Raw genomic sequence first — 12,410 nt, 5'->3', positions numbered from 1 at the left:
AATTTTTGCTAATCAATATAGTAAGGATAAATCAGTATACATAATGGAAGTGGGGTCTTAGATTTTTGCTACCGACGGTGCGTAACCGGGTATCCGTCATCACCTAAAAAAGAAAAAATGCAGCCATGGCCGTCAGCGTATTCGACCTGTTCAAAGTGGGCATCGGCCCATCGAGTTCACACACCGTAGGCCCGATGCGTGCGGCCGCCTTGTTCACCCATGCCCTCGAGAACCAGGGCCTTATGCCCCAGGTGACGCGGGTAGTGGCCGAGCTGTATGGCTCGCTGGGCGCCACCGGTAAGGGCCATGGCAGCGACAAGGCGGTCCTGCTGGGGCTTAGCGGTTTCGAACCGGATACCGTGGATGTCGAGAAGGTAGCGGGCTATATCGACGCCATTCGCACCGACAAGCGCATCACCCTGCCGGGTGGCCATTCGGTAGCCTTTAACGAAAAGACCGACCTGAAGATGATCCGCAAGGCGCTGGCGCTGCACGCCAACGGCCTGCGTTTCGCAGCCTTCGATGCGGCTGGCCTGCAGGTGCACGAGGCAACCTACTATTCGGTGGGTGGTGGTTTCGTGGTCAGCGAAGCGATTCTGGCCGACGGCTCCAAGCACAAGGTCATCGCCCCGGATGCCACGACGCTGCCGTTGCCGTTTCGCAGCGGCGCCGACCTGCTGCGCCTGACCCGCGAGTACGGTATCGGCATTGCCGAGGTGATGCGCCGTAACGAGCGCCACTGGCGCACCGATGAAGAAATCGATAACGGCCTGCTGGCGATCTGGAGGGTTATGCAAAGCTGCGTGGAACGCGGCTGCCGTACCGAAGGCATCTTGCCCGGCGGCTTCAAGGTACGTCGCCGGGCAGCCATCCTGGCGCGCAAGCTGGGCGGCTTCCAGCGCAGTTACACCGAAGATCCGCTGCGCATGTTGGATTGGGTCAACCTCTGGGCGCTGGCGGTGAACGAAGAAAACGCCGCCGGTGGCCGCGTGGTCACCGCACCGACCAACGGCGCAGCGGGCATCATCCCGGCGGTGCTGCATTACTACGCCAACGCCATTTCCGGCGCCAGCGATCGCGGCATCATCGACTTTCTGCTCACCGCCGGTGCCATTGGCATCCTCTACAAGGAAAACGCCTCGATCAGCGGCGCCGAAGTCGGCTGCCAGGGCGAGGTCGGTGTGGCCTGCTCGATGGCCTCCGGCGCGCTCTGCGCGGTGCTCGGTGGTACGCCGGAGCAGGTCGAGAACGCCGCGGAGATCGGCATGGAGCACCACCTGGGCCTGACCTGCGACCCGGTCGGCGGCCTGGTGCAGATCCCCTGTATCGAGCGCAATGCCATCGCCTCGGTGAAGGCCATCAACGCCGCGCGCATGGCCCTCTATGGCGACGGCTCGCACCACGTGAGCCTGGACAAGGTGATCAAGACCATGCGCGAAACCGGTGCCGACATGCTGACCAAGTACAAGGAAACCGCCCGCGGCGGCCTGGCTGTGAACATCATCGAGTGCTGAGCCGCACGCCCAACCTACCGGATGCGCCGCCTGACGGGCGCGCATCCTGTTTCATCCGCCCCACAACAATAACAAGTGAGATTTACCTGCATGACCATTCAAGCCATGTTTATGGTGCTGATTCCATTCCCTCCCTTCGAGTCCGCTCGCGTCGGCTCTGCCGCGTTAAGAACGAACGCACGCTGCCTTATCCGCAGCTCTTGAGGCCGAGCGCGAGCGCGCCCGGCCTGCGTTTGTTTTCGCCTCGCATCGCTCTGGCTCGCTAGATCGTTAGCAGGCTCTTATAATCGCCCGATGTCTTGGGGTGACCTGCCCGGTTGGCGTGGCCCGTGCCCCTGCTGACCTGTCCCCCGATGCAATCAAGCCTAGAATTGGACAGCGTCTACAAAATGAATACCTTCAAACGCATTGCTTCCGCCTATTCCAATACCAGCCTGGTGCTACGCATCTTCATTGGCCTGGTGCTGGGCATTCTGCTCGCTTATTTTTCGCCCTCGACCGCGCTCAAGGTCGGCCTGCTCGGCGAACTCTTCGTACTCGCCCTGAAGGCGGTTGCGCCGGTGCTGGTGCTGGTGCTCGTCACCTCCTCGCTGGCGGCACACCAGAGTGGTCAACCCACCCACGTTCGCCCGGTGCTGGCGATGTACCTGATCAGCACCTTCAGCGCCGCCGCGCTGGCCGTGTGCACCAGCTTTTTATTTCCCACCATGCTGGCACTGGATGTCGGCTCGGCCGAAGGCAACCCGCCCGGCAGCATCATCGAGGTGCTACACAACCTGCTGATCAGCATTTTCGTCAACCCGGTGCAGGCGCTGAACACCTCCAACTACATCGCCATCCTGGCCTGGGCGATCGGCCTGGGTCTGTTCCTGCGGCATGCCGCGCCGACCACCCGGGTGCTGCTGACCGATATGTCCGACGCCTTCACGCGTATCGTACGTTTCGTGATAGAGCAGGCACCCATCGGCATCTTCGGCCTAGTGGCCAGCACCCTGGCGGCATCGGGTTTCGAGGCGTTGTATGGCTACGCGAGGCTGCTGCTGGTGATGGTCGGCTGCATGTTGTTGATGGCGCTGGTGGTGAACCCGCTGTTGGCCTTCATCAAGATGCGCCGCAACCCTTATCCACTGCTGTTCACTGTATTGCGCGAGAGCGCGGTAACGGCCTTTTTCACCCGCAGCTCGGCGGCTAACATTCCGGTCAACCTGCGCCTGTGCGAGAAGCTCAAGCTGGACAAGGATACCTACTCGATCACCATCCCGCTGGGCGCGACCATCAACATGGCCGGTGCGGCGATCACCGTTTCGGTAATGGCGCTGGCCACCACTTACACTCTGGGTATCAACGTCGATCTGCCCACCGCGCTGCTGCTCTGCGTGGTGTCGTCGCTGGCCGCCGCCGGTGTGTCCGGCGTGGCTGGTGGCTCGCTGCTGCTGATTCCAATGGCCACCAGCCTGTTCGGGGTGGATACCGAAATCGCCATGCAGGTTGTGGCCATCGGTTTCGTCATTGGGGTGGTGCAGGATTCCTTCGAGACCGCGCTGAATTCCCACACCGACGTGTTGTTCACCGCCGCAGTTTCCTACGCCGACGAGCTGCGGGCCGAGAAGGTTGATGCCTGATTCGCTGTGCTAATAAAAAACGCGCCCGAGGGCGCGTTTTTTATGGCCGGTGAGGCTACACGTATTGTGCCGCGGCGTAGCCCGAGGCCCACGCCCACTGGAAGTTGAAGCCGCCCAGGTGGCCGGTCACGTCCAGCACCTCGCCGACGAAATACAGCCCCGGCGACTTCAGCGACTCCATGGTTTTGGACGACACCTCGCGGGTATCCACGCCGCCCAGAGTCACTTCTGCCGTGCGGTAACCCTCGGTGCCGGCCGGCACCAGCTGCCAGTCCGACAGGTGCTCGGCAATCGCCTTGAGCTCGGCCGGTGGGTACTGCTTCATCGGCTTGGAGGCGAACCAGTGTTCGGCCAGCAGGCCGGCCATCTTCTTGGTGAACAGCTCGCCCAGCAGGGTCTTCAGTTCGCTATTGGGGCGCTCGCGCTGCTGCTCCAGCAACCATTCCGGCAAATCGATATGCGGCAGCAGGTCGATGCTGACCGTATCGCCGGGTTGCCAGTACGACGAGATCTGCAGGATCGCCGGGCCGCTAAGGCCGCGGTGGGTGAACAGGATGTTCTCCACGAAACTCTGGCCGTTGCAGCTGACCCGGCAATCCTCCACCGAGGTGCCGGACAGCTCTGTGCACAGGGTTTTCAGTTGTGGGTCGGTCAGCGTGAAGGGCACTAGGCCTGCGCGGGTCGGCAGCAGCTCGTGGTCGAACTGGCGGGCGATCTGGTAACCAAAGCCGGTGGCGCCCAGAGTCGGGATCGACAGCCCGCCGGTGGCGATCACCAGCGATTCGCAGCTCACGGGGCCGAGGCTGGTGCTCAGGCGATAGCCGTTTTCGCCGCGCTCGATGGCGCTCACCGAGGTATCCAGGCGCAGGTCGACGCCAGCCTGCTCGCACTCGTCCAGCAGCATGGCGAGGATGTCGCTGGACTTGTTATCGCAGAACAGCTGGCCGAGCTTCTTCTCGTGGTAAGGCACGCCATGTTTGGCGACCAGGGCGATGAAATCCCATTGGGTGAAACGCGCCAGCGCAGATTTGCAGAAATGCGGGTTGTGCGAGAGGAAGTTGCCGGGCTCGCAATACATATTGGTGAAGTTGCAGCGGCCACCGCCGGACATGAGGATCTTCTTGCCCGCCTTGTTGGCGTGGTCGAGCAGCAGCACGCTGCGGCCGCGCGCAGCGGCGGTCATCGCACACATCAGCCCGGCGGCACCGGCGCCGATAATGACAACCTGGGGTGAAAGCACGGCATGTTCCTCGTACGCAGTTCGTCAGGCACTGCTGGCCGACGCGAAACGGCGCAGTTTACCTGAAGGCATGCGCCTGCTGCGTGCACGCCCGTGCAGCGGCCGATTGATGGGCGCAGCACCGCCGGTATGTTTTCTCGAACTGGCGTCACTGCGGCCTGGTCTGCAAATAGATGACAATGGGCGAGCTGCACTGGCTATTTGCCGCTATCTTGTTTGTCAGTATCTCTGTCGCAGAGTCCGCGCGGCAGTTTTCCTCTTCCTTTGCAGGGCAGACATCTGTTGAAAACCTGGCGTGTCTGGTTGCTGTCGCTGGTGCTGCTGCCGTGTGCCTTGTGCGCGGAGCCGTTGCGCCTGGTCGCTGACACCTGGCCGCCATACACCGACCAGAGCCTGCCAGGTAACGGTGTGGCAGTGGAGCTGGTAAGTGCCGCGCTGAGCCGCGCCGGCTACACCAGTGATTACCGCGAAGTGCCCTGGCAGCGTGCGGTGTTGGGGTTGCAGCGTGGCGATTACGACGTGTTGATCACCACCTGGTACAGCAAGGAGCGCGAAGCCTTCGGCTATTTCTCGGCGCCCTATCTGGTCAACCGCATCCGTGTGGTACAGCGCAAGGGCGCGGCGATCCCTTTCACCCAGCTTTCCGATCTCTATGCCCATGAGATTGCCGTGCGTCGTGGTTATGCCTATTCGGCCGCATTCATGGCCGACGACCGGCTGCAGAAGGTCGAGGTCAGCAGTTTCGAGAGCGCCGCGCAGATGCTGCATCACGGACGAGTGAGCCTGGCGCTTGAGGATGAGTACGTCGCGCGGTTTCTGTTCGCTGACCCGCTCAAGGAAATCGCCGACGACCTGGAGTTTCTGCCGATGCCGCTGAGCGAGAACGGCCTGCACCTTCTCATTCGCCTGAGCCGCGCGGATCACGCCGAGGTCGCTCGCCGTTTCGATGCCGCCATCGCCGCCATGCAGGCCGACGGCAGCTACGCGGCGATCATGGCGCGCTACGGTCTGTAGTTACCTTCCGGGTTTCCAGCGCGCTATTGCCAGAACGTGCGGCCGCGGCCACCGCGTTTGGCCTCATACAGCTGCTGGTCGGCCAGGTGCAGCAGGCTTTCCAGGTCTTCGGGCACGCCGTGATAGATACCCGCACTGAACGACAGCGGCGGGGCGCCGACGGCGTATTTGACCTGCCGGCACTGTTCACGCAGCGCGTTGAGGGCCTGGCTCAGCGGCTCTGCACCCTGCGGGCTGACCATGGCGAACTCTTCGCCACCCAGACGGCCGAGCAGCGCGTCCGGAAAGGCTGCACGGAATGCCCGGCTGAAACCGATCAGCGCGGCATCGCCCGCCGCGTGGCCGTATTCATCGTTGATCTGCTTGAACAGATCCATGTCGAGCATCGCCACGCTCAGGTTGTGGCCACTGCGCTGCGCCTGCTGGAACTGCTGAATACCCTGTTCGTAGAAGGCGCGACGGTTGTTAAGGCCGGTCAGGGCATCGAACTGCGCCGCCTTTTTCAGGGCACGGAGCATGTCACGCCGCTCGAGGGTGAACATCACCCGGCAGGTCAACTCTTCGGGACAGAACGGCTTGCGCAGGAAGTCATCGGCGCCCTGCTTGATGAACATGGCGCTGAGCGAACCCTTGGTGTCGGCAGACAGGCCGAGGATCACCAGGTCACTGCGTTTCATCTTCTGGCGCAGCAGCTTGACCAACTCGAAGCCGCTGATGCCCGGCATGCTGTGGTCGACCACCAGCATGTCGATGTCCGGTTGTGCCTGAAGAATGCGCAACGCCTGCTCGCCGTCGCAGGCATCGATGATCTGATAGCGGTGCGGCACCAGCACGTGGCGGATGAAGTTGCGGGTGGCTTCCGAGTCCTCGGCGACCAGAATCTTCACCTGGCTGTTGCTCTCCAGGCGGTGCAGCAACCGGAACGCGTATTCGTAGGAGTGCTGGCTTTCCTTGAGTACGTAATCGACCACCCCTTTGAGCAAGAGCTCGTCGCGGCGCTTCTCGTTGTACGAGCCGCTGAGAACGATGCACGGCAGGCCGTAGCGCATCACCAGGTCGACGCTTTCGCCATCTGGCGCATCGGGCAGATGGAGGTCTACGATGGCGGCGAAGAACAGCTCTGCCGAGGCCTCCAGCATCATCTGCGCTTCGCCGAGCGAGGCGCAGAACACTGGCTGCAGATTGGGTTCGTGGCGGAACAGGTGCTCGAGAATCTTGAGCACCAGCGGGCTGTCTTCGATGACCAGAATGTTGCGCAAAGAATCCATCGCTCTATACCCGCTGGGCTGACAGCTTCAGTCTAGAGCGTTCGTACGCGCAGCGAGCGGCCTTTTATCTTGCCTTCGCTGAGGCATTTGAGCGCTTGCACGGCCAGGCTGCGCTCAACCGCTACATAGGCCTGGAAATCGAAGATGGCAATCTTGCCGACCTGCGCACCGGGGATACCGCCTTCGCCGGTGAGTGCGCCGAGAATATCGCCGGGACGCAGTTTGTCTTTACGCCCGGCACCGATGCACAGCGTCATCATCAGCGGTTGCAGCGGCGCGCCGCCTTGGTGTTTCAGGCTGCTCAGCGGGTGCCAGTTCAGCGGCGACTTTTGCAGGCTTTCGATGGCTTGGGCGCGATGACCTTCGGCCGGGGCAACCAAACTCATGGCCAGGCCTTTCTCGCCGGCACGACCGGTGCGGCCAACGCGGTGAATGTGAATTTCCGAATCGCGTGCCAGTTCGACGTTGATCACCATGTCCAGCGCATCAATGTCCAGGCCGCGCGCGGCTACGTCGGTGGCGACCAGAACCGACAGGCTGCGGTTGGCGAACATCGCCAGCACCTGGTCACGGTCACGTTGCTCCAGATCGCCGTGCAGAGCGGCAGCAGAGATGCCTTTGGCGGTGAGGTGATCAACCACTTCCTGGCACTGCTGCTTGGTGAAGCAGAAGGCCACGCAGGAGGTCGGGCGGTAGCAGTTGAGTAGCTTGACCACGGCGTCCATTCGCTCTTCAGGAGCGATCTCGTAGAAGCGCTGTTCGATCTGGCTGTCGTCGTGCAGGGCTTCGACCTTGACCTGCTGCGGGTTGCGCATGAAAGTCGCGGACAGCTGCTTGATGCCGGCCGGGTAGGTGGCCGAGAACAGCAGCGTCTGGCGGCGCTCCGGGGTCTGTCCGATGATTTCGGCGATGCTGTCGTAGAAGCCCATGTCGAGCATGCGGTCAGCTTCGTCGAGCACCAGCGTGTTCAGCCCATCGAGCTTCAGCGTGCCCTTGGCTAGGTGCTGCTGCACGCGGCCCGGGGTACCGACGATGATCTGCGCGCCGTGTTCCAGTGAGCCGATCTGCGGGCCGAACGGTACGCCGCCACACAGGGTGAGAATCTTGATGTTGTCTTCGCCGCGCGCCAGGCGCCGCAGTTCCTTGGCGACCTGATCGGCCAGTTCGCGGGTCGGGCACAGCACCAGAGCCTGGCAGCCGAAGTAACGCGGGTTGAGCGGCGCCAGCAGGCCGATGCCAAAAGCGGCAGTCTTGCCGCTGCCGGTTTTGGCCTGGGCGATCAGGTCCATGCCCTTGAGCATCACCGGCAGGCTTTGTGCCTGGATGGGCGTCATCTGCGCGTAACCGAGGGACTCGAGGTTCGCCAGCATGGCGGGCGACAGGGCAAGCGAGGAAAAAGCGGTGGCAGTCACGGTACGGGCCTGAAGAGCGTTCGAAAAGAGCGCTAGTGTAGCAGGCGCCAGGCCTCGGCTTGATGACTGCTCGTCATTCGTCGACGTCGACCTTCACCCGTCTGGCGCTGCGCCCGCCTTCCGGTGCCAGCTGCAGGAAGATGCCGGCGGCGACGATCGTCAGCAGGCCGATGCACAGGTAGGTCGACTGGAAGGCGCTCAGCACGCCGTCGGCGGCGGTTTGGTTGTCCAGGCTGAAGCCGCTGAGCAAGGCGGCGCCGGTGGCGATGCCCATACTGATCGACAGTTGCACCACCACCGACAACAGGCCGTTGCCACTGCTGGCTTCGCTGTCGGGCACATCGATCAGCGTCACGGTGTTCATGGCAGTGAACTGCAGCGAGTTCAAGGCACCGATCAGGCTCAGCTGAATGGCCAACTGCAGTTGCGAGGTCTGCCCGTCGACCAGCGCCATGCTGGTGATCAGCAGCCCCAGCAGCACAGTGTTGAAGGTCAGGATGCGGCGGTAGCCGAGGCGGTCTATCAGCGGCTTGGCCAACGGCTTCATGGCCATGGCAGCGAGTGCCAGGGGAATCATGCTCATGCCGGCCTGAGCCGGTGAATAGCCCATGCCCAGTTGCAGCAGCAACGGCGTGAGAAAGGGCAGGGCGCCGGTGCCCAGGCGCGCGAAGATATTGCCGAAAATCCCCACCGCGAAGCTGCGTGTGTTGAACAGGCGCGGCGGAAACAGCGCATTGGGCGTGCGCGCGGCGCGCAGCCAGTAGGCCGCCAGGCACGCCAGGCCGCCGAGCAGCAGAAGCACCACGCGCATGTGTGGCAGGTGCAGCTCGCCCAAGCCTTCGAGGGCCATGGTGATCAGCAGCATGCTGGCACCGAACAGCAGGAAACCGATCAGATCGAAGCGGGTGCGCTCGCTGCCGCGCAGCTCCGGCATGAAGCGATAGGCCGCCCAGCAGCCGAGCACGCCGACCGGCAGGTTGAGCAGGAAGATCCAGTGCCAACTGGCGTATTCCACCAGCCAGCCGCCCAAGGTCGGGCCGATCAGTGGGCCGAGCAGGCCGGGCAGGGTGATGAAACTCATGATGCGCACCAGCTCGGTACGCGGGTAGGCGCGCAGTACCACCAGGCGCCCCACCGGCATCATCAGCGCACCGCCCAGGCCCTGGATGATGCGCGCGATCACCAGCATGGTCAGCGACTGCGATACGGCGCAGAGTAGCGAGCCGAGGCTGAACAGGGCGATGGCGCCGAAGAATATATGCCGTGTGCCGAAGCGATCAGCCAGCCAGCCGGAGGCAGGTATCAGCAGCGCCACGGTGAGCATGTAGGCGATCACCACCGACTGCATGCGCAGTGGGTCTTCTGAGAGATCCGCCGCCATGCTGGGCAGCGCAGTGTTGAGAATGGTGCCGTCCAGCGTTTGCATGAAGAACGCGATGGCGACGATCCAGGGCAGCAGGCGGGCAGTGCGGGCGTCGAGCAGGCTGGTGCTGGTCATGTTGGTCTCGTTACGGCTTGGGCAGCGCTGAATGCAGTTTATCCAAGCGCGGGTGCTAGGATGAGTGAAATTGGCAAATGACTTGTGCTCCTGGGGGCATCGATGCGCTGGTTGTCGCTATTGCTCTCCTTGCTGTCCGCCAACGTGCTGCCCGCGCAGTGGTTCTCTGACCCCGTACGTGTCGACGGCCAGTTGAGCGCTTACCAACCCCTGGCTGCCGCTAGCCAGCCCTGGCGCATCTGTGTGTTGATCCCCAATGCCAAAGACCGCTACTGGTGGGGCGTTGCATGGGGCTTGGAGCAGGACGCACGGCGGCTTGGCCTGCAACTTGGCGTCTACGAAGCGGGTGGCTACGACCATCCCGATGTCCAGGTGAGGCAGTTCGATCATTGTGTCGCCAAACGGGCCGATGCTTTTCTGATCGCGGGCGTCAACACCACTGACTTGTGTTCGCGTATCGCAGTTCAGCAAAGCGCCGGGCGCCAGGTGATCGACCTGATCAATGGCCTGGGCTGCGAGTCGCTGAGCTCACGCTCGCGAGTCGACTTCGCCGATATGGCCAGCGCGACCCTGGGTTACCTGATCAAGCTTAGTCAGGGGTGGCCAATCCGCGTCGGCTGGCTGCCAGGGCCTGCCGACGCTGGTTGGATAAAAGATGCCGAGCGCGGCTTGCATTCAGCCCTTCAGGGCTCTGCCATCACGCTGATACATGGCGGCTATGGCCCGCTGGATCGCAGCCGTCAGGCACAACTGACACGCGAGCTATTCAAGAACGAGCCTGAACTCGACTACGTGATCGGCAATGCCGAAGCCGCTTTGTTCGCCACCGAGCTGGTGAACAGTGCCCGTTCACCAACGCGGGTGTTGTCGCTGTACGCGACGGATCGCGTGCTGCAGCAGGTGCGCGAGGGCGATGTGCTGGCCGCCCCGACCGACTCACCAGTAATTCAGGCGCGCATTGCCCTGGATCTCGCCGTGCGAGGGCTGCAGGGCGATGTGCTGCCAAAAATCGTCAGCCCGCAAGTCGAGATGCTCGATGCCAAGGCGTTGCAGCGCTTCGACCTTGAGCACCTGGCACCGCCCGAGCGCTATCGGATGACGACCCAGGAGCTGCCAGATTAACTGGCCGAGCGCATCGCTTCGACCGCACGCTGCGGTGCGCCGCGCACTGGCGCGCCGTTGGCCACGTAGTAAGGCGCGGTGCTGCGTGGCAGGGCGGCACGCTCGCGAATGCGATCGGCGATTTTCTCGGCGATCATGATGGTGGTGGCGTTGAGGTTGCCGGTGATGATCTCCGGCATGATCGACGCATCCACCACGCGCAGTCCTTCGAGGCCATGTACGCGGCCCTGGCCATCAACTACCGCCATGTCGTCGGTGCCCATCTTGCAGGAGCAGGACGGGTGGAACGCAGTTTCCGCATGCTCGCGGATAAAGGCGTCCAGTTCCTCGTCGGTCTGCACGTGGGCGCCCGGGCTGATCTCGCGACCGCGGTATGGGTCAAGCGCTGGCTGGTTCATGATCTCGCGCGTCAGGCGGATGCCGTCACGGAATTCCTGCCAGTCCTGCTCACTGCTCATGTAGTTGAACAGGATGCTCGGGTGCTGGCGCGGGTCCTTAGATTTCAGGTGCACACGGCCGCGGCTCGGTGAGCGCATGGAGCCGACGTGAGCCTGGAAGCCATGCTCCTTCACCGCGTTGCTGCCGTTGTAATTGATCGCCACTGGCAGGAAGTGGTATTGCAGATTCGGCCACTCGAACTCCGGGCGCGAACGAATGAAACCGCCGGCCTCGAACTGGTTGCTGGCGCCAATGCCTTCGCCGGCCAGCAGCCACTTGGCACCGATACCGGGCTGGTTGAGCATCTTCAGCGCCGGGTACAGCGACACTGGTTGGGTGCAGGCGTACTGCACGTAAACCTCGAGGTGATCCTGCAGGTTGGCGCCGACGCCCGGCAGTTCGTGCACCACGTCGATGTCGAGGCCGCGCAACAGTTCGCCCGGGCCAACGCCAGAGCGCTGCAGGATCTGCGGCGAGGCGATGGCGCCCGCGCACAGCAGCACTTCGCGGCGCGCATGGGCGATGGTTGCCTCGTTCGCGCTGCCGACCAGATAGGCGACGCCATTGGCGCGCTTGCCCTCGAACAGGATTCGATCCGTGGTGGCGTGGGTGACGATGGTCAGGTTCGGCCGTTCGCGGGCCTGGTCCAGATAACCGCGCGCAGTACTGGCGCGACGGCCTTCGGGCGTCACGGTGCGGTCCATGGGGCCGAAACCTTCCTGCTGGTAACCGTTGAGGTCATCGGTACGCGGGTAGCCGGCCTGCACGCCGGCTTCGACCATGGCGTGGAACAGCGGGTTGTTGCCGGTCTTGGGCGTGGTCACGCTGACCGGGCCGCTGTCGCCGTGGTAGTCGTTGGCGCCGATGTCACGGCTTTCCGCCTTGCGGAAATACGGCAGGCAATCGAGGTAGCTCCAGTCTTCGAGGCCCGGCTGTTTGGCCCAGTTGTCGAAGTCCATGGCGTTGCCGCGGATGTAGCACATGCCGTTGATCAGAGAGGAGCCGCCGAGGCCTTTGCCGCGCCCGCACTCCATGCGGCGGTTGCCCATGTGCGGTTCCGGGTCGGTTTCATACGCCCAGTTGTAGCGGCGGCCCTGCAGCGGAAAAGCCAGGGCAGCAGGCATCTGGGTGCGGAAGTCGAGGCGGTAATCGGGGCCACCGGCCTCCAGCAGCAGTACGCTGACATCCGCATCTTCGGTCAGGCGGGTCGCCAGCACGTTACCGGCCGAGCCGGCGCCAATGATGATGTAATCGAATTCCTGAGTCATGGAGGCCTCCTGGT

9 protein-coding genes are annotated in these 12,410 nt (G+C 63.1%); 4 read left to right on the top strand and 5 right to left on the bottom strand.

Annotated elements, in window-relative coordinates; translation table 11 throughout:
* Positions 1-125: 125 nt before the first annotated feature.
* Positions 126-1,514 (top strand): L-serine ammonia-lyase, encoded by a 1,389-nt coding sequence (locus BUC40_RS13225; protein WP_073266417.1) that lies wholly within the window; start codon positions 126-128, stop codon positions 1,512-1,514.
* Positions 1,515-1,903: 389 nt separating this feature from the next.
* The gene (gene sstT, locus BUC40_RS13220) at positions 1,904-3,136 is read left to right on the top strand and encodes a serine/threonine transporter SstT (RefSeq protein WP_073266415.1); all 1,233 of its coding nucleotides are present in this window, start codon (positions 1,904-1,906) and stop codon (positions 3,134-3,136) included.
* A gap of 55 nt (positions 3,137-3,191) precedes the next feature.
* On the opposite strand, the gene BUC40_RS13215 is transcribed toward sstT, so the two are convergent.
* Complete coding sequence (locus BUC40_RS13215) at positions 3,192-4,376, bottom strand: BaiN/RdsA family NAD(P)/FAD-dependent oxidoreductase (RefSeq protein ID WP_073266413.1); 1,185 nt, start codon at positions 4,374-4,376, stop codon at positions 3,192-3,194.
* A 282-nt stretch (positions 4,377-4,658) separates the two neighbouring features.
* Between BUC40_RS13215 and BUC40_RS13210 the strand changes: the two genes are divergently transcribed.
* Positions 4,659-5,390 (top strand): substrate-binding periplasmic protein, encoded by a 732-nt coding sequence (locus BUC40_RS13210; RefSeq protein WP_083593524.1) that lies wholly within the window; start codon positions 4,659-4,661, stop codon positions 5,388-5,390.
* A 23-nt stretch (positions 5,391-5,413) separates the two neighbouring features.
* Here BUC40_RS13210 and BUC40_RS13205 read toward each other — a convergent pair whose 3' ends face one another.
* From BUC40_RS13205 to mdtD, 3 genes are all read right to left on the bottom strand, one after another.
* Positions 5,414-6,649, bottom strand: coding sequence for a diguanylate cyclase domain-containing protein (locus BUC40_RS13205; protein ID WP_073266714.1), 1,236 nt, complete (start codon positions 6,647-6,649; stop codon positions 5,414-5,416).
* A gap of 41 nt (positions 6,650-6,690) precedes the next feature.
* On the bottom strand, positions 6,691-8,028 hold the full coding sequence (gene dbpA, locus BUC40_RS13200) for an ATP-dependent RNA helicase DbpA (RefSeq protein ID WP_425272938.1): 1,338 nt from the start codon (positions 8,026-8,028) through the stop codon (positions 6,691-6,693).
* Positions 8,029-8,143: 115 nt separating this feature from the next.
* On the bottom strand, positions 8,144-9,568 hold the full coding sequence (mdtD, locus tag BUC40_RS13195) for a multidrug transporter subunit MdtD (RefSeq protein WP_073266409.1): 1,425 nt from the start codon (positions 9,566-9,568) through the stop codon (positions 8,144-8,146).
* A 102-nt stretch (positions 9,569-9,670) separates the two neighbouring features.
* Between mdtD and torT the strand changes: the two genes are divergently transcribed.
* Positions 9,671-10,690 carry a TMAO reductase system periplasmic protein TorT gene (torT, locus tag BUC40_RS13190; RefSeq protein WP_073266407.1) on the top strand — a complete coding sequence of 340 codons (1,020 nt, stop codon included), beginning with the start codon at positions 9,671-9,673 and terminating at the stop codon, positions 10,688-10,690.
* On the opposite strand, the gene betA is transcribed toward torT, so the two are convergent.
* On the bottom strand, positions 10,687-12,396 hold the full coding sequence (gene betA / locus BUC40_RS13185) for a choline dehydrogenase (protein WP_073266406.1): 1,710 nt from the start codon (positions 12,394-12,396) through the stop codon (positions 10,687-10,689). The genes torT and betA overlap by 4 nt on opposite strands.
* Positions 12,397-12,410: the final 14 nt, after the last annotated feature.

The sequence above is a fragment of the Phytopseudomonas punonensis genome, assembly GCF_900142655.1.
Lineage (GTDB): Bacteria > Pseudomonadota > Gammaproteobacteria > Pseudomonadales > Pseudomonadaceae > Aquipseudomonas > Aquipseudomonas punonensis.
The sequence above is the reverse complement of the archived record's forward strand: the minus strand, read 5'-3'. Positions and strand labels throughout refer to the sequence as shown.

What these genes read in the sequence shown, in the direction of transcription:
- BUC40_RS13225 (WP_073266417.1), top strand. Translation starts at nt 126, where the DNA reads ATGGCCGTCAGCGTATTCGACCTGTTCAAAGTGGGCATCGGCCCATCG.
- sstT (WP_073266415.1), top strand. Translation starts at nt 1,904, where the DNA reads ATGAATACCTTCAAACGCATTGCTTCCGCCTATTCCAATACCAGCCTG.
- dbpA (WP_425272938.1), bottom strand. Translation starts at nt 8,028, where the DNA reads ATGCTGGCGAACCTCGAGTCCCTCGGTTACGCGCAGATGACGCCCATC.
- mdtD (WP_073266409.1), bottom strand. Translation starts at nt 9,568, where the DNA reads ATGACCAGCACCAGCCTGCTCGACGCCCGCACTGCCCGCCTGCTGCCC.
- torT (WP_073266407.1), top strand. Translation starts at nt 9,671, where the DNA reads ATGCGCTGGTTGTCGCTATTGCTCTCCTTGCTGTCCGCCAACGTGCTG.
- betA (WP_073266406.1), bottom strand. Translation starts at nt 12,396, where the DNA reads ATGACTCAGGAATTCGATTACATCATCATTGGCGCCGGCTCGGCCGGT.